We start from the raw sequence: 21,379 nt of genomic DNA on the forward strand, positions 1-21,379 counted from the left end.
TTGTCCTCAATAGTGCGGCGCGATGGTCCGCGCCGGCACGAATGCTACACCATCCACCGCCCCTGGCCGGGTAAAATCACGGCGGCACAGCTCATACAAAAATACGGACCATGAAAAGAAAGTACGCCACCGCGATCATTTTTAGCGTCGCCGCCATCGGCTTCACCTGGGTCAGCCCCTACATCGCCATGTACCGCATCAGCATCGCGGCGAAATCCGTGCGCCTGGAAACCCTGGCGCAGCAAGCCGACCTGCCCGCCGTACGTGCCAGCGTGGCGCGCCAGTTGCGGGCGGCCGGCGAAACGGCCAATGACGAGGATTTCAAGGAAATGCTCGACACCATCGTCTCGCCGCCCGGCATCACGATATTGATCTTGCACGGCAAGCAGGGGGCGGATGGCAAGCGCCACGACTTCGGCATGGCGTACCGCTCGTGGACCGAAGTGGTGCTGCGGCGCAGCGGCGCAGGCCCCGCCGCCAGCCAGTTTTTGCTGCGCCGGCATGGCATCTGGGACTGGAAATTGACGGATATTACCTTGCCGCCGGAATTACTCTGACGAAACTTGATCTAAAACAACACTTACCTGAACCGCCATATTGAATTTAGGAAATATTATGTAGAATGCTAGCACTTCAGGCCCACCGGGTCGCCAGGTATCCGAGAGATTGCACGATGAAAAGAATGTTGCTTCTCGCCCTAGTGGCATTGGTCGCGCTGGCCGGCGCCTTCTATGGCAGCCCATATTTCACCATGAACAAAATCCGTACGGCGACCATGGACGAGGATACCCAGGCCCTGGCTGCGCAAATCGACCTGGCGCAGCTGCGCGGCAGCCTGGGGCAGCAACTGCATGCCCTGTTCTCGGCGCCGGAAGTGGCCGACGACATCAGCCCCGACGTCATCGACCCCTTGCTCGATACCATGCTGATGCCTGAAGGCATCGTTGCCTTGATGAAGCTCAATGACCGCTACGAAAAGCCGATCGCCAAGGTCAGCGACATCAGCGGCCGCAAGCGCAATGCCAAGCCCGACTACAAGCTGCGCTACACTTCCTGGGACAAGGTCGTGGTGCAGCGCGCCCACAGCAAAAGCCATATCGGCGAGCTGACCCTGACGCGCGACGGCCTGTGGCGCTGGAAACTGGTGTCGGTGGCGCTGCCCAGGAATCTGCTGGCCGACGCGTAACACGCCGGCCCGGCGTATCGGCAAACAGCGGCTATCCGAAACCTTACACTGCTATCATCGGGTTTTGATTTCCATCGGAGGCAGCATGTCAGACCTGGTACAACACGCACTGGCCCACGCGGGCAAACCGGCCACCACGCCCTGGGTGGTGACCCTGGTCAGCGGCGAAAAACTCACCGGCCCCATTTCTCCGCTCAGCGACGGCTGCTACGCCATCGGCCTGGGACAAATCAAGTATTTTTCCAGCGACAAGGTCGCCTGCCTGAATGTATCGGGCGCGGGCGCATTTCCCATCTGATCACGCACCGCCAGGGCCTGCGACCTGCAAGCCCTTTGCCGCTTGACCGTCTCGCCGGCCAGTGCCTCCCCGGCATTGGCCATCCATGCCAGATAGTTGTTTTTTGGCACGCAAAATCTGATTGATTTACGAAAATTTGTGTGCCACAATGATTTCAACAAATAAAACAAATACCAAATTTTATTATTAAAATTGGTTTTTACATAGCACGATCCTCACACCACGAATCCGTGTTCTGGATAGAGAAGCACTGCGCAGGGCGCCACACGTTGCCAGGCAAGCGCCTGCCACTGGTCCCACGCCAGCCCCCTTTCTAAACATCACCACGTATCTTGGGAGAGACATCATGGATAAATTCACCGTACGCACCCAACTGACCCTGGCTTTCGGCCTGCTGGTCTTCTTCCTCATCGGCATCTCAAGTCTGTCCGTGCGGAGTTTTTCTACCTTCAACACGGGCTTTGACCAGTATGTCAACGGCATCACGGCGCGCGCCAATACGGCGCACCGCGTGCGTGACGCGATCGACATGCGCGCCGTGGCGGCCAGGAACCTGGTGCTCGTCACCAAGCCGGAAGACCTGGAAACCGAACGCAAACAAGTCTTGCAGGCGCAGGCCGATGTCGTCAAGAACATGCAGCATCTGCTGCAGCTGGCACAGCAACCGGGGGTGTCCGACGAGGTGCGCGCCATCGTCAACAAGATCGACAACATCGAAAAACGCTACTCCCCCGTGGCGCTGGCCATCGTGGACCTGGCGCTGCAAAAGAAAAACGAGGAAGCCATCGTCAAGATGAACGAGGAATGCCGTCCGCTGCTGGCCGCCCTGGTTGCCGCCAGCAATGAATATTTCGCCCTGACGGACCAGCGCTCCGCCATCATCCTGCAGGAAGACAACGAGCGCTACATCCTCAACAGGAATATCCTCATCGGCGCCAGCTTGCTGTCCATCGTGCTGGCGGCCCTGGCAGGCTGGCTCATCACACGCAGCCTGCTCAAGGCGCTGGGCGCCGAACCGAAACAGCTGTGCGACGCCGTCAGCCTGCTTGCCGCCGGCGACCTGACAGGCCCACTCAACGTCGCACAGAACGATAGCGTCAGCGTGCTGTCGGCGCTGCAGCGCATGCAGGTGTCGCTGACTGCCGTGGTGTCCTCCGTGCGCCAGGATTCGGACACTGTGGCCCTTGCCGCTGCAGAAATTTCCAGCGGCAATAGCGATCTGTCGCTGCGCACGGAACAGCAAGCCAGTTCACTGGAAGAAACCGCATCTTCGATGGAAGAGCTCACCAGCACCGTGCGCAAGAATGCGGACAATGCCCGCGAAGCCAATGTGCTGGCCAGCACCGCAGCGGACGTCGCCAGCAAGGGCGGCGCCGTCGTAGGGCAAGTGATGGGCACCATGGACCTGATCAGCGAATCGTCGCGCAAGATTGTCGACATCATCAGCGTCATCGACGGCATCGCCTTCCAGACCAATATCCTGGCACTGAATGCCGCCGTGGAAGCGGCGCGTGCCGGCGAACAGGGCCGCGGCTTCGCCGTCGTGGCGACCGAGGTGCGCGGCCTGGCCCAGCGCAGCGCCAGCGCTGCCAAGGAAATCAAGACGCTGATCGACGATTCCGTGAGCCGCGTCGATGCGGGCGCCAGACTGGCGGCACAAGCGGGCACGACCATGTCCGAGGTGGTCGCCAGTGTCGCCCGCGTCAGCAACATCATCGCTGAAATCACGATGGCCAGCCAGGAACAATCCACCGGCATCGAGCAGATCAATCAGGCGGTGACACAGATGGATAGCGTCACGCAGCAAAATGCGTCGCTGGTGGAAGAAGCGGCGGCAGCGGCCGAATCCCTGCGCAACCAGGCCAGCCACCTGGTGCAAACCGTGAGCATCTTCAAGACGCACGACGCCCATGTGGCGGCACCTGCGCCAGTATCAGCACCGGCGCGCGCCAGCCACAAACCGCTGCGCCTGGTACCGGCTGCGGCCAGCAGCACCGTCAAGCGCCAGGCCGCACCGGCAAAACCCCGTGCGGCGCAAGCGCAAGCCGTGACGGCCGGCGATTGGGAAGAGTTTTAAACAGGTCGCACGCACAGGGGAGAGCCGTAATCGGTACCGCCCCTGTCGCGTTGCAATAACACACCCCTGACGAAAAAAATCCACGGCAACTGTTGTATATCCTGCCCCTGATCCGTGCACTACCACAAAATGCACCCGGCTTTTGTGCGCTACTGCAGGGAACCCCACTCTTAGGCCGCCAGCCCCCCGGAGCCCTGCTGCGTGAGTTCCGGCAAGCCGGCCAGCGCCACTTTCAAGGCGGCAAAACATTGCGCGTCGATGGCTGTGCCCACGGTCTCGGCCATGATCTCGAGCGCTTTCGGAATGGGAATTGGCCCCCGATATGGCCGGTCGGCCGTGATGGCGTCGAAAATATCGGCGGTGGTGATGATGCGCGTTTCCAGGCTGATGTCGTCGGCCGTCAAGCCGCGCGGATAGCCCTTGCCATCGAGCCGCTCATGGTGCGCAGCTGCCACGACAGCCAGTTCGGCGAACGCATCAATGCGTGACAAAATCGTTTCCGTATAGTGCGCGTGCTGCTGCACGGCCAGCCACTCATCCGCGTCGAGTTTGCCGGCCTTGTCCAGCACGCTATTGCTGACGCCAAGTTTCCCGACGTCATGCAGCAAAGCACCTCGCTTGAGCCAGCGACGCCGCTCCGGCGTCACGCCCAAGGTTTCGGCGATCATGTCCGCATACAAGGCGACCCGGGCGCTGTGCCCGCTCGTGTACGGGCTTTTCGAATCGACCACCTGACCGAACGCGGCAGCGATGTCGTCGAGATAGTCTTCATCCACCGGTACGGAGCGGTTGGCCGGCTCCAGCGCCGCCACCGCAGCCGTCAGGTCCTGCGAGCGCAACATGGACCAGAAGCCGGCCGACTGCGCCATCCGCTCGAACGCCTGCACCAGTTGCGGGTCAAACCAGCTGCCCGCGCGCTGGCGCACCTCGGCCTGGGCGGCGCGCGCGCCATCGGCCGTATGAAACACGTCGATCACCTGTGCCAGCAAGGCAATGCGCGAAAACAAGGGAATCGCCTGCCCTGCCAGTTTGTCCGGCTTGCCCTGGCCATTGTGGTGTTCGTCGAGGCTGTAGATGCCCTGCGCCACGGATTCCGGAAAGCGCAGCAGGCGCGCAATGTCGGCGCCGCGCTGGCAGCGCGTGGCGATCAGCTCCTGCGCGATGTGCGCGCCGTCGCGCAAGATCGTCATCACGGCGCGGAAGCGCTCGGCCAGGCCCGCCTTCAGGCCCGTGTGCTTGAGGACGAATTTGAGCACTTGCGGCAGGCTGTCGCCCACCGTCTTGAAGCCTTGTTTGAAAGACAGATCGTCCGTCAGATAGAGCTCGCAGATGCGCGCTGCATTGCTGCTGCAGCCCAGGTCCTTGAGCAGCAGCGTGTAATACAGATTCCACAGGTCTTCATCCGCCATGCCCAGTTCGCGTCCCACGTGCATGCCGATCCAGCAACAGCGGATGCAATGGCCTTCTGGCTGCCCCTCCGTGATATCCAGGGCCTGGCTCAGGGCGGCGATCAGTTCGGAAAGCCGGATGCCGTCAACGGGCGGCGTACTTGCGGATAAGATTAACATGGTAGAAATGTAAGTTTCTAATTTGCAATAAACTATATTCTACGCGAGATCTTGCCTGTAGATACCTTGTGACAACATCATTGTCCATGCATGCGCCGCGCCCAGCGGCTGGCAGGCAAGATGCCGTCAAACATGATTTTTCGTCTAGCGGACTTGCGCCTGCCTGGACCTTGCGAACAACCTTGGCCGACAAAAGCCGCGTCATGATGACACCGCATGCCAGCACAGTACGCCACACCTGAATTGCCCTGGCGATCACCGCCCAGCGGCGCGCGAAAAACATCAAGGACGTGCCCATGTCCCTCGCCCACCGGCACGGCGCAGGCACAAGATGGCGTGATGCGCATCACCTGTGCTAGAATCTCGCCGCGCTGCCCGGATGGTGAAACTGGTAGACACTGGAGACTTAAAATCTCCCGCCTGTAAGGGCGTGCCGGTTCGATTCCGGCTCCGGGCACCAAGAACAAAAATCGCATAGTAGTACAAAACCTGCTTTTCTCTATTTTCATAGGGGAAAGCGGGTTTTTTTTCGTCTGTAGAAAACGAAAAATGAAGCATTGCCCTTGGAATGCTGCGGCCAGTTGCCAAAATTTGCCAAAGAATTTACCAAAATGGCAACTCTAATTATGGATGGCAAGATCTGGCGATATCGCCTCATGCTCAAGGCCATTCGAGACCATGGTCGAGGCAGCGGCCTAAACGTCGGAACTCGAAATCGAAACCCGGGGCGGTGCCGATGGCGACATAGTCATCGGGAAAAACTATCGAGACGCATTTGACAGGTGTACGGAAGAAGTCTCAATCCACAAGCGCAGTGAGCGCTGGGAAAGGCTGCGCCTCAACGCCATCGGTGAAGTGCTCATTGGCGGCCAGAAAATCAAAGATATCAAACTGGCCAACGTGACACCTGAACTGCTCGGCGCCTGGCGCGATCAGCGCATGACAGGGGAAAGCAAGGTCAGTGGCGCCACCGTGAATCGTGAGCTGAACTTGCTATCCCACGTTTTTACGACTGCGCGTAGGGAGTGGAAATGGCTTGCGGCCAGTCCGACCAGCGACGTGCGCCGCCCCAAGCCTGCCGCCTCGCGCGAACGCATTCCTACCGAGGATGAAATCGAGCGCCTGTGCAACGCACTTGGCTTCACCGAGGAGCCTGTGACGACGAAGAGCCAGGCTGTGGCGGTCGCCTACCTCTTCGCCATCGAGACGGCAATGCGAGCCGGGGAAATTTGCGGACTGACGCCCGTCTGGGTTGACGGCGCCGTCGCCCGCCTCCCCGCCTCGATCAATAAAAACGGCGTGCGGCGAGACGTACCGCTATCGACGTGCGCGCTGGAACTCCTGTCGCTATTGCCAGACTCGGCGAGGCCCCATCGTTCGGCATTTCCACGGCCTCGCTCGATGCCCTGTTCCGCAAAGCGCGCGAACGATCGTGCATCGAGGGCCTGACCTTCCATGACAGCCGGCACGCGGCCATCACGCGATTGGCAAAAAAATTGAACGTGCTCGACCTCGCGCGCATGGTCGGCCACAGGGATTTGCGTATGCTCCAGGTCTATTACAACGAGAGCGCCGAGGATATAGCGGCTAAGCTCAGGTAGGCTCGACAGTGATCAAGCAATAAAAAACCGCCTTCGGGCGGTTTTTTATTGCTTGATGAAAGCGGTGCAATGCGAACAACTAGTTTTTATGCGGCCTTTACGAACAATTCAACAATCGTACCTACTAAACTACCTACGCACAAACATCGCTAGCAAAAAGTCCTCGTACCGCCCTCATGCACGATAGTTGCTAACGGCTTATGCAGGGCATGCGTACGATGTCGATTAGATACTGATAAAGTTATGCGTCGACAGCGGCCCGAAGGGCAGTGAGGCCAGCGGTCCACCGACGTCCAGCGCGCCGAGGTCAATCGGGAAGAATCCGGCAACTTCCATGATACCGCGCACCTCGGCCTTTGCGGCAGCGTCATCGCCAGAGTAAAACAATACGCGCTTGCCACCTGCCGTCTCCGGCTCCTTCAGCACATTGACGTCGTTATGATTGAATGCTTTGACGACCCGTGCACCAGGAACGAATTGCTGGATGATCTGGCTTGAATGCTTTCCGCCAAGATCGACCGCCTTGATCCCATATGCGGCGAGAGGATTGCTTATGTCGTTCGCATCCGGCAACGTTGCTGGATCGAAGAACTCCACAGGGTTAGTGCCGTCGATCACGATGCGACCGCTCCACGCCGGCAGGCTGCCCAGTACTTTCTCTGCATCGACCCAGCGGACCGCAACTAGCACCATATCGGCGCTTGCGGCCTCTTCCACTGTGCCGGCCTTGATGGATGGCCCCAGTTCTTCAACCAAGTCAGCCAGCGAGGCTGCTCCACGGCTGTTGGAGATGGTGGCCGATATCCCTTTTTTTGCAAGAATGCGAGCGAAGTTGGAGCCGAGGGCGCCCGAGCCAATGATGCCGATAGTCATGATTTTTTCCTTTGAAATTAAGTGAATAAACTGTTTGCTGAGTTGAATTTTAGGGCCTTGGTGTTTATTGCGTTAGTATCAATCAACTATAATCAGTTTCAATTATTACTTGAAGGTGAAATCGTGGAAACTCTCGCCAATCTGGAGTCATTCGTCCGCAGTGCCGAGAGCGGCAGCTTTTCTGCTGCAGCACGTCGGCTGGGCCTGACGCCAGCAGCAGTGAGTCGGAACGTCGCGCTTCTTGAACGGAACCTTGGCGTACGACTTTTCCAGCGTAGCACCCGTGGCCTGACGCTAAGTGAAGCGGGTGAACGTTTTCGGCAATCAGTACAGATTGGTCTCGACAGCATCCAGGGCGCAATTGCCGACATCAAGGTCAATGCCGGGCAACCGACCGGCGTGTTGAAGTTGAGCGCGGCACCTGGATTTGGCATGGATTATCTGTTACCTCTCATGCCGGCGTTTCTCGAAAGATATCCGGGAGTAACTCCCGATTGGGTTTTCGATAGCCGTCCGCTGGACCTGATCGCAGGCGGCTTTGATGCGGCGGTCGGCGCTGGTTTTGAGCTACCGCCCGGTATGGTGGCGCGCGAATTGGCGCGAATACATTTGATTGCAGTGGCATCGCCAGCGCTATTACAGGGCAAGCGTCGTCCCAAAGATCCAGCCGGACTTGCCGAATTACCCAGTGTTGTGATGCGCTCTCCATTGACTGGTCGCGTGCGGATTCAGGTCATGCGCAATAACGCAGGAGTCGAAGTCACAGCAAAACAGCAGGCGGTTATGCTGGTTAACGATCCGGATGCACTCAGCCGAGCCGTGGTGCTGGGCCTTGGCGTCGGATTGATACCAGTTCCCCACGCTGCTCCACATCTGGAAAGTGGTGCGCTGGTACGATTGCTGCCGAACTGGTATGGTGATGTGGGGGCGATCTCGTTGTATTTCACCAGTCAGAAACTGTTGCCGGCGAAGACGCGCGCCTTTGTCGATTTTGTTGTCGAGGCATTTCGTGTCCAGAAGCTGCCGCAAGTCCTCTCTGCTAAATAGCGCACCTTTGATATCAGACCACTGTCGTCGAACCGAAGCCTGGTTACCTACACAGACATCGAGGCATACCCAAGAACGCGCCAAAGTGCAGCATAGCGCGAAAACAACGCCGTTCCCATGTCGCAACACCACTCGCACGAAAGGCGCAAGAAAGGCGCAATGGTCAGGTCTGACATTTGGACACGGCCTCAGCTTTTATAGAGCTGACGTCGTGAAATTTACCCTGATTTCAAGCCCAAAGCTGCTAAAGCACCGCGCTACCACGTGCGTCCACACGCGCATTTTGGCATCATGCATTGCGTGAACGCAGGCCTATCCGGCCAAGCCATCACCATGGCCGTGGCCGTAAAACAAGCAAGCGTCGCACGCGCCCCCATCGACCTGACCAGTTGCCGGTACCCTGCGTGGAGGAAGTGCCGGACTTCGAAACCATCGCCGCAGCGAGCAAGAAACATCCAAGTAATCCTCGGGAAATTAGTGTGAACTTATGACGAACAGAACCGGATGCTATGCAAGGCGCTCGCTGCGACGCAGTGCGAGCACTGCTAGCAGTGAGCAAGCCTCGTCGGCCACCTTGCAGAGCGCCGGATATGGAAGTCAGAAATCACAATAATTTATTGGGGGTTACTTCGTCAGCCTGCTGCGTGAAGCCCGGCACGCGGCCGTCATAGCCCTGCCGGCTTTTATACAACACCACCGTGCCCCGCGCTCACTCCACGGCCCCCTGCTGATATAATACTTGCAACGAAGTAAGACTTCGAATTGTGCGCCTCAAGGCTCCCGCAACCGTCCGTGTACCGCTACAGCCCATGCGCTCCCTTTTCGACCACGAGATCATCCAACAGCTGCACAGCGGTGACCGCTCGCGGGTGTATCGCGCCAGGGCCGCCGATGGCACCGCGCTGATCGTCAAGAAGCCCAATCAGCAGTTCCCCTCCTTTCAGCAACTGGCACAATTCAAGCGCGAGTATGCGATCGCGCGCCGCTGCCGCCATCCAGGCGTAGTCCATCCGCTGGCGCTGCAGCTGCACGGCGGGTGCTGGACGATGCTGCTGAAAGACAGCGGCGGCCAGGCGCTCGACCAGGTGCTGCGCACGCAGCTGGCGGCGCGCAGGACGCCGGCGCAGCCTGCGTTGGCGCTGGACGATTTTTTCGACATCGCGCTGCAACTGTGCGCGGCGCTGGAAGCGGTCCATCGCCATGGCGTGATCCACAAGGACATCAATCCCTCCAATCTGGTGTGGAACGCCGACCGGCGTCTGCTGCAGCTGACCGATTTCGGCATCGCCTGTGAGCTGCCCTACGAAAGCCATGGCATCGTCAATCTCCAGGCCCTGGAAGGCACCTTGCGTTACATGGCGCCGGAACAGACGGGGCGCATGAATCGGCGGGTCGACTGGCGCGCCGATTTCTATGCGCTCGGCGCCACCTTCTACGAACTGCTGGCCGGCCAGGCGCCGTTCGAGGCGGGCGACGCGATGGAACTCGTGCATTGCCACATTGCCCGCAGTCCCGACTGGTCGCACCCGGCACTCGCACACTTGCCGGGCCAGCTGCTGCCGATCATCCAGCGCCTGCTGGAAAAAAATGCCGATCAGCGCTATCAGAGCTTGCAAGGCCTGCGCAGCGACCTCGATGCCTGCCGCGCGGACCAGCCGGCGCAGGCGCTCAAGCTGTCCGACCACAATGGCCGCTTCCTGGTGCCGCAGACGCTGCATGGGCGCGAAGATGCCATCGCCGTGCTGCTGGCGGCGTTCGAACGCAGTGCCGCGGGCCGCTGCGAGATGCTGCTGCTGGCCGGCCATTCAGGCATCGGCAAGTCGGCGGTCGTCAACGAGGTGCAGAAACCGATCGTCGCCCGGCGCGGCTGTTTCCTGTCCGGCAAGTTTGACCAGCTCCAGCGCGATGTACCGTATGCCTCGCTGATCCAGGCCTTCCAGGGGCTGGTGCGCCAGTTGCTGGGCCAGCCCGAAGCAACGCTGCGGCAGTGGTCCGGAAAACTGCACGGCGCCCTGGGCGATGGCATGGGCGTGCTGGTCGAACTGATTCCCCAGCTGGCGTTGATCGTCGGTCCCACCGAAGCCTTGCCCGCGTCGGCGCCGGCACAGGCCCAGCTGCGCCTGGACCGCCTGTTCCCCCGCTTCGTCGAAGTCTTCGCCTGCGCCGGGCATCCGCTGGTGCTGTTCCTGGACGACCTGCAATGGGCCGATGCGGCCACCTTGCGGATGATCGAACTGCTCATGCTCTCATGCGACCAGTGCTGCCTGCTGTTCATCGGCGCGTACCGCGACAACGAAGTGAGCGCCGCACCCCCCCTCATCGCGCTGCGCGACAAGCTGCTCGCACGCGAGGTGCGCCTGTCCACGCTGTTATTGAGCCCCCTGAGCGAGCCGCAGGTTGCGCAAATGGTCGCGGCTACCGTGCGCGTGGCGGCACCTGACTGCGCGCCACTGACCCGCATTTGCTACACCAAGACGGCCGGCAATCCATTTTTCCTCAACCAGTTCCTCGCTTCGCTCAATGAGACGGGCCACCTGCGCTACCGGGCCGAAGGCGATTGCTGGGACTGGGACCTGCGCGCGATACAACAGGTCAAATATACGGACAACGTGGTCGAGGTGCTGCTGGAGAAAATCCACCGCCTGCCCACGGCAACGCAGCACCTGCTGCAACTGGCCGCCTCCTGCGGCAACCGCTTCACGCTCGACACGCTTGCGCTGACAACGGACCGCTCGCCCCGGCACACGCAGCAAGCCTTGTGGCCTGCGCTGCATGCAGGACTGGTCCAGCCGCTCGACGAATGCTATAAATACGTCGATGGCGATACCCGCGCCGGCCACAGCGGCGTCCATTACCGCTTCCTGCACGACCGGGTGCAGCAGGCAGCCTACCTGGTCGCCGATACCGCTACCCGCGCGGCCAACCATCTTCGCATCGGCCGCCTGCTGCTGCGGCATGCCACGCCGGGGCAGCAGGACGAGACACTGTTCGAGACCGTCGAACAGCTCAACGCCGGCCGTGCGCTGCTCGACGATGCAGACGAGCGCGTGCAGCTGGCGGCGCTCAATCTGCAGGCCGGCGTCAAGGCACGGCGTTCGGCCGCGTTCCAGGCCACGCTGGAGCACATGCGAATTGGTCTAGGCTTGCTGCCCGCAGAGGCGTGGAGCGTCCACGCCGGCCTCTGGCTCGACCTGCAGCTGGGCGCGGCCGAAGCGGCCTACCTGTGCGGCCAGTTCGATGCCGCCGAGGCGATCTATGCGCTGGTGCGCGCCCGCAGCTTGCGCCCCTTGCAGCAGTTGCGCTGCATCGCCATCCAGGCGCACCAGTATCAATTGCAGGGCCGCCTGCTCGACGCCATCGCCGTGCAGCGCGATGGCCTGGCGCTGCTGCACATCGACATTCCACACGACGTGGCGCAGATGAAGGCACGCTTCGACGACATCCTTGCCGATATCGGGCGGCAGCCTGGCGCGCAGGCGCCCACCACCTTGCTGGCAGCCGATGACATGTGCGCGCCGGACGCGGTGGCCGCCATGCAAATGATGCAGGGCCTGTGGATGGCCAGCTATTACGCCGGCCAGCAGGATCTCAGCGCGCTGATGGTGGCATCGATGACGCGGCTGTCCATGCAACGGGGGAACAGCGATTTCAGCGCCGTCGCCTATGTCGGCTACGCGCTGATGCTGGCGCTGTACGACGGCGACGTGGCGCGCAGCTACGACTTCGGCGCGATGGCGATGGCGCTGGCCAGGCGGCGTGCCAATCTGCAGACGCGCACACTCACGGGCCTGATGTTCGGTGCGCTCATCAGCCACTGGACGCAGCCGCTGCGCAGCTCCGACGCCCTGTACCAGGAAGCCTTTGGCTGGGCACTGGAAATCGCCGATTTCGTGCAGGTCGGCGTGGTGGCGGCCGTGCGCGCCACCGAACGGATGATCCTCGGCGACTATCTGCCGCACCTGCTGCACGACATCGAGCACGATCTGGCGCTGATGCGCGCCAACGGCCAGCAGGCGATGGCCGATTGCTGCGTCGCCGCCGCGGTCCAGCCGATCAAATGCCTGATGGGCCGCCTGCCCCGGCACGACAGCTACGATGATGCGACGTTCAGCGAGGCGCGCTTCCTCGAACAGTATGGCGATTCGCAGCTGTACCGCGCCTACTATTTGCAAGGCAAGATCCGCAACGCCTACCTGTTCAACGGCGCCGATGCCGAGCTGCTGGCCGGCCAGCTCGGCATCGTCACCCAGATCATGCGCGGCCAGGCCAAGGTTGCCGAGTCGAGCTTCTACGCCGCGCTGATATGGCTGCGTGCCTTGCGGCGCGACCCGGCGCGAGCCGATGCGGGCGCTGTGCTGAGCGTGATCGACGCACTGCAGGCGAGCCTCACCGAGTGGGCCAGGCAAGGCTCGGACAATAGCGCGGCCAAACATCTGCTGGTGATGGCCGAGATGGCGCGCTACCGGGAAGACCTGCAGCTGGCCACGCGCCATTACCGGCAGGCGATCGACGCCGCCGGCCTGGCAGGCTACGTCAACGTGCAAGCGCTGGGCAATGAGCTGTGCGGCGAATACTGGTCCGAGCAGGGCCATGCGCGCGTGGCCGGCGTCTTCATCCAGGACGCCATCGCGCACTACGGCCAGTGGGGCGCAGAGGGCAAGGTGACGCAACTGCGGGCGCGCCACGCCGCGCTGCTGTCAAGGATGGATGGCCGCGCCACGCTGTCGCATGTGGGCCCCCACACGCACGGCAGTTCCGCGCTCGACCTGGTGTCGCTGCTGAAAGCGGCACAGATCCTGTCGAACGAAGTGGGCCTGCGCAACGTGCTGACACGCCTCATTGCCATCGTCTGCGAAAACGCCGGTGCGCAGGTGGCGCGCCTGCTGCTGCAGTCCGACGGCAGCTATCAGCTGGAGGCCAATATCGATGGCGACGGCATCACCGTGCTGCAAGCGCGGCGGCTCGACCTGAACGCCGCCAGCGACCCGCAGTTCCCGCTGTCGCTGCTGCGCTATGTGATCCGCACTGGCGCGGAGGTGATCGAAGACAGCATCACGGGCGTCTCGCGCTTTGTCGCCGACCCGTACGTGCAGTTGCGGCGGCCGCGTGCCGTCATGTGCCTGCCGATCCGGCACGGCGGCCAGATCGACGGCATCCTGTACTTCGAGAACCGGCTTGCAGACGCCTCGTTCACGCAGGAGCGCGTCGCCTTCCTGCGCATGCTCGGTGTCCAGGCGATGATCTCGATCTCCAGCGCCAGGCTGCATGACGGCCTGGAGCGGCGCGTTGCCGAACGCACGCAGCAGCTGGAAGACGCCAACCGCAAGCTGGCAACCCTGTCGATCACCGACGGCCTGACGGGCCTGTCAAACCGGCGCCATTTCGACGACGTGCTGCGCGCCGAATGTGCGCGCGCCGCGCGCGTCGGCCAGCCGCTGGCCGTCATCATGCTCGATGTCGATTACTTCAAGCGCTTCAACGACCGTCACGGCCACCAGGCCGGCGACGCATGCCTGATCCGTGTCGCGCAGGCGCTGGCGGCCGGCATGCGGCGCGCAGGCGACCTGACGGCGCGCTACGGCGGCGAAGAGTTTTCGATCGTGCTGCCGAACACGGGCGCGGACGAGGCGCGCCAGATCGGCGAAGCGCTGCGGCGCGCCATCGAAGAGCTGGCCATCCCCCTTGCGGGTGCGGATGCGGCACAGGTGACGATCAGCGTCGGCATCGCGGTCCAGTCGCCACCGGGCGCCGCCGATCCCGACGCCCTGCTGCGCCTGGCCGACGCCGCGCTGTACCACGCCAAGGATGCGGGGCGCAATTGCGTGGTGCTGAAGATGCTGCCGTCCGGCTGATCCGCATTCACGCTACAGGGCGGCGCCTCAATCGCTGCCGTGACTGTTTTCGCGCGCCTGCTCCCTCGCTTTTTCGCTTGACGCCAGGCCGTTGAAGAACAGATTGAGCAGCACGGCAACGATGGCGGCCAGCAGGATGCCGCTGTGCAGCAACGGCGACAGGGCCTTCGGCATGTGCTGCGCGTACTGTTCCGCCACCAGCGGCAGCATGCCGAAGCCGATCGACAGGGCCACGATGAACAGGTTGTTGCGGTTGCTCTTGTAGTCGACGCCGGCCAGGATGCGGATGCCGGTGGCGGCCACCATGCCGAACATCACCAGCCCTGCCCCGCCCAGCACGAACGCCGGCACGGCTTCGGCCGTCTGCGCGATCTTCGGTATCACGCCCATGACCAGCAGGATGATGCCGGCCGCTACGCAGACCCAGCGGCTGCGCACGCCCGTCACCCCGACCAGGCCCACGTTTTGCGAGAACGAGGTGTACGGGAAGGTATTGAAGATGCCGCCGATCAGGGTGCCCAGGCCATCGACGCGCAAGCCGCGGCTGATGTCGGCCTGCGTGATGCGCTTGTCCGTCATTTCGCCCAGCGCCAGAAACATACCCAGCGACTCGATCATGACGACGATCATCACCAGGCTCATGGCCACGATGGCGACCACGTCGAAAGTCGGCATGCCGAACTGGAACGGCGTGACGATGGCAAAGGCCTTGGCGCTGGCCACCTTGGCAAAATCGGCCTTGCCCAAGGCAAACGACAAGGCCGTGCCGGCGATGATGCCGATCAATACCGCGATATTCGACAGGAAACCGCGGCCATACTTGGCCACCAGCAAGATAACGGCCAGCACGAAAAAGGCGATGCCCATGTTGTCCAGCGCGCCATAGCCGGGATTGGCGATCAGCGGCACGGGGCCTAGCGGCGCAGGCAAGCCGGCCGCCGTGGCGGCAGCGGCCATCTTGAGGAAGGCGGGATCGGCGATCTGCGCCATGGCGGGCGGCCCGCCCATGGCCCAGTTCACGCCCACGCGCATCAGCGACACGCCGATCACGGCGATGATGCTGCCCGTGACCACGGGCGGAAACAGGGCCAGCAGGCGGCTGATGCAGGGAGCGATCAGCATGGAAACGACGCCGGCGCCGATCACGGCGCCGAAGATGCCCGTGATGCCCAAGGTGGGATTGTTCGCCATCGCCAGCATGGGACTGACGGCGGCAAAGGTCACGCCCATCATGACGGGCAGGCGGATGCCGAAGTACTTGCCTATTCCCAGGGACTGGATCAGCGTCACCAGGCCGCAGCAGAACAGGTCCGCACTGATCAGCGCCGCTACCTGCTCGGGCGGCAGCTTGAGGGCGCGCCCGACGATCAGCGGCACGGCGATGGCGCCCGCATACATGACGAGCACATGCTGCAAACCCAGGGTAAACAGCTTGCCGGCTGGCAGGATTTCATCGACGGGCGATGGCGCGGCAGGCGTGCTGCCCGGAGCGCTGCGGTGGATGGATTTCAAGCGGGGAGAGGCCATTTACGCTCCATTTCCTGGGTTACCGCAGCCCGGATGGGCGCAGGTGAAAGGGAAAAGCAAGAGAGAAACGGGACGACAGGAACACACTGGCGGTGGATGAGGCATGCGAAGCTCCTTGGATGGGATGACCAAGGTATGCCATGCACGCTTCGTGCCAGGTGGATTGTATACAGTTTGTGGCGACAAACCAGCATAACGGCGCATGCTGCCCTCCCCCTTCGCACCGATTTCAGGCGCGCCGCCATGAGCATGCACTAAAAGGGGACGCGCGCGCCGTCAGCGCCGCGTCCGCACTTCCTTGACGGCAGCGGCCGCATCGGCCGCCAGTTCACCGATATCCTTGTCGCGGCGCCGGTCGAACCAGCGCACGCTGGCACTCACCAGCCACCACGCCGGCAAGCCGACGAGCGCCATCAGCGGTGCGGCAATGAACAGGAAGCCCGTGGCCGGATCACAGCCATACAGCGCCGCCACCGTCTGCGCGCTGTCAAACAAGCCAGGCCACCACGCCAGCACCGCCGACACCAGGACGGGACCGGCAAAGGTGGCAATGATGATGCTGGAGCAAATACGGATGAGCGCCTCCTTGCAGTTGCGTGGCCACATGACCATGAAGCTGAGCAAGGTGGCAAAGAAGGCGGCCAGCAAGGGGACGCCCAGCAGCTTGATCCAGGCAGCCCCTGCGGCGGTGATATCGATATGCATGATGTACTTTCAGTTGCGGCAAAAAAAGCTGCGCCTGGCAGCTTGCTTGCTGTCATTCATTTGAGAAATTGCTTGCTGCCCTGCCCTTGCGCCGGTCCGAACAAGGCCGCCACCAGCGGATCGCGGCGCGCCGCACCGCGTGGCCAGCACGCCGTGCGGCGCACCTGCGGCGGCAGTTCGGCCCAGCCGTCGACCTCGTCGTCCGGTTCGCCCAGCGCGTACAGTGCGGGCCGCTGGCGCCCCGGCTCCGTGCAATGGCGCTGCGCCAGATGGATCTGCCCCATGCCGCACATGTGGCGCAAATAGCGGCTCATGGTGCCCGCATCGAGTCCCAGCAAGGCGGACAATTGCGCCGCGCTGGCCTGGCCCTGCTCGCGGATGTACTGCGCGATGCGGGCGATGTGCAGCTGCGACTTCTTGCTGCGTCCCTGTAACTGGCGCCCCTGGCGAGGCGCCGCCCTGCTTTCCACCAACTGACTGCTGTTCAACATCTGCCTGACCTCCCGTGGTGTCGCCAACCGGCAGACGCTGTAGTGCGTTTGCGACAGGCAACGAGTGGACTTTATCAATCGCTAATGTTAAAGTCAAGCATTTGGTAATTTATCAAACGGTAAATTTCGGGTTTAATGTGGAGATGAATATGTATCAATACAGACGCGACCGCCTGCTGGCCCTGATCCGCGAGCACTACGACAACACGCGCAAGAAAATTTCCGACGTCAGCGGCTGGAGCGAGGCGCGCATCTCGCAAATCCTCTCGCCCAGCTACCGCGAGGGACGCGCCTTCAGCGAAAAGATCGCGCGCAAGCTGGAAGCGGACCTGCAGCTCGATAGCATGTACTTCGACCAGGGCGCGGCGCCCGACCAGGCGGCCATGGCCGCGCGCGCGCTGGCCGGCGCGCAGCCCGTGGTCGTGGAAGATGGCGAGGATGAACGCTTTTATCCGATCCGCAAGGTGAAACTGCGCCTGTCGGCCGGCATCACGGGCTTTGCCATCGAACCGGAAACGCACGACGGCAGCACCATCAGCGTGCCGCGCAGCTGGGTCGATCGCAATGGCTACCACCCTGAAAAACTGGTGGCCATCAAGGTCAAGGGCGAGAGCATGGAGCCGGCCCTGTACGAGGACGACGTGGTGATCATCAATACGGCCGACAGCCGGCCGGCCGATGGCGTGGTATTCGCGATCAATTATGAAGGCGAACCGGTGGTCAAGCGCATGGCGCGCGATATCGGCGAATGGTGGCTGACGTCGGACAACCCGGACCAGCGCAAATACCACCGCAAACTGTGCCGCGGCAATGAATGCCTGATCGTGGGCAGGGTCGTGCGCAAGGAAAGCGACCGCATTTGAGAATGCAGTTTATCGTTTGATAAACTGCATTCTCGTCATGGCGCTTAAGCCAGCGCTGCCTGGATCTGCTGCAGCGATGCCGGGTCGTCCATCGACGTCAGGTCGCCCGGGCTGCGCCCTTCGCAGATGGCCTGGATCGAGCGGCGCAGCAGCTTGCCCGAACGCGTCTTCGGCAGCTGTGGCACGAACAGCACGCGCGCGGGCCGCGCCACGGCGCCCAGCTGGCGGTCGACCACCGCCATCACTTCGCGTTCCAGTGCCGCTTTTGCTTCCACGCTGTCGACACCCTGCGGGTTTTTCAAGATCACGAACGCCATCGCCACCTGGCCTTTGAGCTTGTCTTCCACGCCCACCACGGCCACTTCCGACACGTTCGGATGGCTGCTGATGCTTTCCTCGATTTCGCGCGTGCCCAGGCGGTGGCCGGCCACGTTGATCACGTCATCGGTGCGACCCAGAATAAAATAATAGCCGTCCGCATCGCGCACGCCCCAGTCGAACGTCGAATACACTTGCCGGTCGCTGAAGGTGGACCAGTAGGTCTCGACGAAACGCTCGTCGTCGCCGTAGACCGTCTGCATGCAGCCTGGCGGCAGCGGGCCTTCCAGCACCAGCACGCCCTTCTCGTTGGCGCCGCACTCCTCGCCCGTCGCTTCGTTGAGCAGCCTGACCTGGTAGCCATACATGGCCAGGCCAGGGCTGCCCAGGCGCGTCGGCGTATCAGCCACGCCTTTTGCCACCGAGAGGATCGGCCAGCCCGTCTCCGTCTGCCAGTAGTTGTCGATGATGTCCACTTTGAGTTCGTCGGCGATCCATTGGGACGTGGTTTCATCGAGCGGCTCGCCCGCCAGGTACAGCGCCTTCAGGGAAGACAGGTCGTACTTGCGCATCAGTTCCACCGGATGCTTGCGCAGCACGCGGATGGCCGTCGGCGCCGAGAACATGCGCGTGACCTTGTATTTTTCAACGATGCTCCACCAGATGCCCGCATCGGGACAGATCGGCAAGCCTTCGTACAGGATGGTGGCCATGCCGGCGATCAGCGGGCCATACACGATGTAGGAATGGCCCACCACCCAGCCGATGTCCGAGGTGGCAAAGAAGGTTTCGCCGGGCTTGCCGCAGAAGTTGTACTGCATCGACGACGTCAGCGCCACTGCGTAGCCGCCCACGTCGCGCTGCACGCCCTTCGGTTTGCCCGTCGTGCCCGAGGTGTACAGCACGTAGGACGGCTCGTTCGATTCGAGCCAGGTGACGGGAACCTGCGCATCCAGGTGCCGCTCGCGCAGGGCCGCGTAATCGACGTCGCGGCCCGGCGTCAGTTGCATCGGCACCAGATGGCGGTCGACCAGCAGCACTTGCTGCGGCTTGTGCGCGGCGATACGGATGGCTTCGTCGAGCAGCGGCTTGTAGGCGATCGCCTTGCCGTTGCGCGAACCGGCATCGGCGGAGAACACCAGTTTTGGCTGCGCATCGTCGATGCGGCTGGCCAGGCTGTTGGCGGCAAAACCGCCGAACACCACGGAATGCACGGCGCCGATGCGGGCGCACGCCAGCATGGCAAAGGCCGCCTCGGCGATCATCGGCATGTAGATCAGGACGCGGTCGCCCTTGACCACGCCCAGCGACAGCAACATGGCGGCGCAGCGCTCCACTTCGCGCTGCAGCTCGCGAAAACTGTAGCTGCGCTCGGTGTTCGTTTCGGTGGAAATGGCGATCAGCGCGGCGGCATCGCCCTGGCTGTCCACCCAGCGGTCGACGGCGTTGTGGCACAAATTGGTGGTGCCGCCGACGAACCATTTGGCGAACGGCGGGCGGGAATAATCAAGCACTTGCGAAAACGGGGTATGCCAGTCGATCTTTTCCGCTTCCTCGCGCCAAAAGGCGTCAGGCGTGTCGATCGAGCGTTGATAAAATGCTGCGAAATTCATGTCTCCTCCGGTAGGCGTGCAATCTGTGTCAGGCCTGGGCCAACTGGCCTGGCCGCCGCATTATGTGTACGATCTGTGTAGCATCTGCCTGCGTATTTCTGCCTAAAACGCGTCGCAGGGAATGCGCACGATACCTTCCATCAGTACGCGCGCGCTGCGGCTCATGATGGCCTTGGTGACGCTCCATGCGCCATCTACCTGGGCCGCTTCCGCGCCCACCATCAGGGTGCCGGACGGGTGGCCGAAGCGTACCGAGTTGCGAGGGCCGCCGCCCGCCGCCAGGTTCACCAGCGTGCCGGGAATGGCCGCCGCCGTGCCGATGGCAACTGCGGCCGTGCCCATCATGGCGTGGTGCAGCTTGCCCATGGACAGTGCGCGCACCAGCAGGTCGATATCGCCCGCTGCCACCTGCTTGCCGCTGGACGAGACATAGCCGGCCGGCTTGGCGACAAAGGCCACTTTCGGCGTGTGCTGGCGCTTCGCCGCTTCATCCAGTTGGGAAATCAAACCCATGCGCAGCGCGCCATGCGCGCGGATGGTCTCGAAACGGGCCAGCGCGGCCGGGTCGCGATTGATGGCGTCCTGCAGTTCCGTGCCCGTGTAGCCGATGGCGTCGGCGTCGACAAAAATCGTCGGGATGCCGGCGTTGATCATCGTGACTTTCAACACGCCAACGCCGGGCACGTCGAGGTCATCGACGAGGTTACCGGTCGGGAACATGGCAGAGCTGCTACCGTCGCCGCCTTCTTCGTCCGCGGCCGGATCGAGGAATTCCAGCTTCACTTCGGCGGCCGGGAAGGTCACGCCATCGAGCTCGAAGTCGCCCGTTTCCTGCACTTCGCCGTTGGTCATGGGCACGTGGGCGATGATGGTCTTGCCGATATTGGCTTGCCAGATGCGCACCGTGGCGATGCCGTTTGCCGGCACGCGCGCGGCGTCCACCAGGCCGCTGGCGATGGCGAACGAGCCGACTGCCGCCGACAGATTGCCGCAATTGCCGCTCCAGTCGACGAAAGGCTTGTCGATGGAGACCTGGCCGAACAGGTAGTCGACGTCGTGCTCAGGCTTGCTGCTTTTCGCCAGGATCACCGTCTTGCTGGTGCTCGAGGTGGCGCCGCCCATGCCGTCGATCTGCTTGCCGTACGGGTCGGGGCTGCCGATCACGCGCAGCAGCAGCGCATCGCGCGCGGCGCCCGGCACTTGCGCGCTGGCGGGCAAATCCTGCAGGCGGAAGAACACGCCCTTGCTGGTGCCGCCACGCATGTAGGTGGCAGGGATCTTGATTTGGGGGGTGTGGGTCATTAGAGTTCCTGCGTTGAATTGCTGATTAAACCCAGAGGCAAAGAGCTGGGGTCAGACG

16 protein-coding genes and 1 tRNA gene are annotated in these 21,379 nt (G+C 62.4%); 10 read left to right on the top strand and 7 right to left on the bottom strand.

Annotated elements, in window-relative coordinates; genetic code table 11:
- Positions 1 to 110 precede the first annotated feature (110 nt).
- The 4 genes from CLU91_RS06180 to CLU91_RS06195 all read left to right on the top strand — a co-directional run bounded on the left by CLU91_RS06180 (position 111) and on the right by CLU91_RS06195 (position 3,561).
- Positions 111 to 557, top strand: a complete 447-nt coding sequence (locus CLU91_RS06180) for a DUF2939 domain-containing protein (protein ID WP_100873459.1) — start codon at positions 111 to 113, stop codon at positions 555 to 557.
- 125 nt (positions 558 to 682) lie between these two features.
- Positions 683 to 1,186 carry a DUF2939 domain-containing protein gene (locus tag CLU91_RS06185; RefSeq protein ID WP_157814623.1) on the top strand — a complete coding sequence of 168 codons (504 nt, stop codon included), beginning with the start codon at positions 683 to 685 and terminating at the stop codon, positions 1,184 to 1,186.
- 85 nt (positions 1,187 to 1,271) lie between these two features.
- Complete coding sequence (locus CLU91_RS06190; protein WP_099763360.1) at positions 1,272 to 1,484, top strand: hypothetical protein; 213 nt, start codon at positions 1,272 to 1,274, stop codon at positions 1,482 to 1,484.
- A 346-nt stretch (positions 1,485 to 1,830) separates the two neighbouring features.
- A complete protein-coding gene (locus CLU91_RS06195) occupies positions 1,831 to 3,561 on the top strand; it encodes a methyl-accepting chemotaxis protein (RefSeq protein WP_100873461.1) in 1,731 nt (576 codons plus the stop codon).
- Between the two features lie 170 nt (positions 3,562 to 3,731).
- Here CLU91_RS06195 and CLU91_RS06200 read toward each other — a convergent pair whose 3' ends face one another.
- Positions 3,732 to 5,129 carry an HD-GYP domain-containing protein gene (locus CLU91_RS06200; RefSeq protein WP_100873462.1) on the bottom strand — a complete coding sequence of 466 codons (1,398 nt, stop codon included), beginning with the start codon at positions 5,127 to 5,129 and terminating at the stop codon, positions 3,732 to 3,734.
- Between the two features lie 373 nt (positions 5,130 to 5,502).
- On the opposite strand from CLU91_RS06200, the gene CLU91_RS06205 reads away from it, so the two are divergent.
- The 3 genes from CLU91_RS06205 (at position 5,503) to CLU91_RS28800 (ending at position 6,730) form a co-directional block, all read left to right on the top strand.
- A tRNA-Leu gene (locus CLU91_RS06205) sits at positions 5,503 to 5,589 on the top strand.
- Between the two features lie 395 nt (positions 5,590 to 5,984).
- Positions 5,985 to 6,578 (top strand): tyrosine-type recombinase/integrase, encoded by a 594-nt coding sequence (locus CLU91_RS28420; protein WP_157814624.1) that lies wholly within the window; start codon positions 5,985 to 5,987, stop codon positions 6,576 to 6,578.
- Positions 6,566 to 6,730, top strand: coding sequence for a tyrosine-type recombinase/integrase (locus CLU91_RS28800; RefSeq protein WP_442906596.1), 165 nt, complete (start codon positions 6,566 to 6,568; stop codon positions 6,728 to 6,730). The genes CLU91_RS28420 and CLU91_RS28800 overlap by 13 nt, the downstream gene beginning before the upstream one ends.
- Before the next feature lie 225 nt (positions 6,731 to 6,955).
- On the opposite strand, the gene CLU91_RS06215 is transcribed toward CLU91_RS28800, so the two are convergent.
- The gene (locus CLU91_RS06215; RefSeq protein ID WP_100873464.1) at positions 6,956 to 7,603 is read right to left on the bottom strand and encodes an NADPH-dependent F420 reductase; all 648 of its coding nucleotides are present in this window, start codon (positions 7,601 to 7,603) and stop codon (positions 6,956 to 6,958) included.
- 123 nt (positions 7,604 to 7,726) lie between these two features.
- Here CLU91_RS06215 and CLU91_RS06220 point away from each other — a divergent pair, with 123 nt between their 5' ends.
- The gene (locus tag CLU91_RS06220; RefSeq protein ID WP_034785878.1) at positions 7,727 to 8,650 is read left to right on the top strand and encodes a LysR family transcriptional regulator; all 924 of its coding nucleotides are present in this window, start codon (positions 7,727 to 7,729) and stop codon (positions 8,648 to 8,650) included.
- An 809-nt stretch (positions 8,651 to 9,459) separates the two neighbouring features.
- On the top strand, positions 9,460 to 14,502 hold the full coding sequence (locus CLU91_RS06225; RefSeq protein WP_100873465.1) for a diguanylate cyclase domain-containing protein: 5,043 nt from the start codon (positions 9,460 to 9,462) through the stop codon (positions 14,500 to 14,502).
- Positions 14,503 to 14,529: 27 nt separating this feature from the next.
- On the opposite strand, the gene CLU91_RS06230 is transcribed toward CLU91_RS06225, so the two are convergent.
- The 3 genes from CLU91_RS06230 to CLU91_RS06240 form a co-directional block, all read right to left on the bottom strand.
- Positions 14,530 to 16,029, bottom strand: a complete 1,500-nt coding sequence (locus CLU91_RS06230) for a nucleobase:cation symporter-2 family protein (protein ID WP_232730644.1) — start codon at positions 16,027 to 16,029, stop codon at positions 14,530 to 14,532.
- A gap of 276 nt (positions 16,030 to 16,305) precedes the next feature.
- The gene (locus CLU91_RS06235; RefSeq protein WP_071076698.1) at positions 16,306 to 16,734 is read right to left on the bottom strand and encodes a hypothetical protein; all 429 of its coding nucleotides are present in this window, start codon (positions 16,732 to 16,734) and stop codon (positions 16,306 to 16,308) included.
- A gap of 56 nt (positions 16,735 to 16,790) precedes the next feature.
- Positions 16,791 to 17,225 (bottom strand): FeoC-like transcriptional regulator, encoded by a 435-nt coding sequence (locus CLU91_RS06240; RefSeq protein ID WP_100873466.1) that lies wholly within the window; start codon positions 17,223 to 17,225, stop codon positions 16,791 to 16,793.
- 149 nt (positions 17,226 to 17,374) lie between these two features.
- Here CLU91_RS06240 and CLU91_RS06245 point away from each other — a divergent pair, with 149 nt between their 5' ends.
- On the top strand, positions 17,375 to 18,088 hold the full coding sequence (locus tag CLU91_RS06245; RefSeq protein ID WP_100873467.1) for a S24 family peptidase: 714 nt from the start codon (positions 17,375 to 17,377) through the stop codon (positions 18,086 to 18,088).
- Between the two features lie 44 nt (positions 18,089 to 18,132).
- Here CLU91_RS06245 and CLU91_RS06250 read toward each other — a convergent pair whose 3' ends face one another.
- On the bottom strand, positions 18,133 to 20,019 hold the full coding sequence (locus tag CLU91_RS06250) for a propionate--CoA ligase (RefSeq protein ID WP_100873468.1): 1,887 nt from the start codon (positions 20,017 to 20,019) through the stop codon (positions 18,133 to 18,135).
- Positions 20,020 to 20,121: 102 nt separating this feature from the next.
- Positions 20,122 to 21,321 (bottom strand): 2-methylaconitate cis-trans isomerase PrpF, encoded by a 1,200-nt coding sequence (gene prpF / locus CLU91_RS06255; protein WP_100873469.1) that lies wholly within the window; start codon positions 21,319 to 21,321, stop codon positions 20,122 to 20,124.
- Positions 21,322 to 21,379 lie beyond the last annotated feature (58 nt).

It is taken from the genome of Janthinobacterium sp. 64 (assembly GCF_002813325.1).
GTDB lineage: Bacteria > Pseudomonadota > Gammaproteobacteria > Burkholderiales > Burkholderiaceae_D > Janthinobacterium.

Coding starts and splice junctions, on each gene's coding strand:
- CLU91_RS06180 (WP_100873459.1), top strand. CDS start 111: ATGAAAAGAAAGTACGCCACCGCGATCATTTTTAGCGTCGCCGCCATC.
- CLU91_RS06185 (WP_157814623.1), top strand. CDS start 683: ATGTTGCTTCTCGCCCTAGTGGCATTGGTCGCGCTGGCCGGCGCCTTC.
- CLU91_RS06190 (WP_099763360.1), top strand. CDS start 1,272: ATGTCAGACCTGGTACAACACGCACTGGCCCACGCGGGCAAACCGGCC.
- CLU91_RS06195 (WP_100873461.1), top strand. CDS start 1,831: ATGGATAAATTCACCGTACGCACCCAACTGACCCTGGCTTTCGGCCTG.
- CLU91_RS06200 (WP_100873462.1), bottom strand. CDS start 5,129: ATGTTAATCTTATCCGCAAGTACGCCGCCCGTTGACGGCATCCGGCTT.
- CLU91_RS06215 (WP_100873464.1), bottom strand. CDS start 7,603: ATGACTATCGGCATCATTGGCTCGGGCGCCCTCGGCTCCAACTTCGCT.
- CLU91_RS06225 (WP_100873465.1), top strand. CDS start 9,460: ATGCGCTCCCTTTTCGACCACGAGATCATCCAACAGCTGCACAGCGGT.
- CLU91_RS06230 (WP_232730644.1), bottom strand. CDS start 16,029: ATGGCCTCTCCCCGCTTGAAATCCATCCACCGCAGCGCTCCGGGCAGC.
- CLU91_RS06235 (WP_071076698.1), bottom strand. CDS start 16,734: ATGCATATCGATATCACCGCCGCAGGGGCTGCCTGGATCAAGCTGCTG.
- CLU91_RS06240 (WP_100873466.1), bottom strand. CDS start 17,225: ATGTTGAACAGCAGTCAGTTGGTGGAAAGCAGGGCGGCGCCTCGCCAG.
- CLU91_RS06245 (WP_100873467.1), top strand. CDS start 17,375: ATGTATCAATACAGACGCGACCGCCTGCTGGCCCTGATCCGCGAGCAC.
- CLU91_RS06250 (WP_100873468.1), bottom strand. CDS start 20,019: ATGAATTTCGCAGCATTTTATCAACGCTCGATCGACACGCCTGACGCC.
- prpF (WP_100873469.1), bottom strand. CDS start 21,321: ATGACCCACACCCCCCAAATCAAGATCCCTGCCACCTACATGCGTGGC.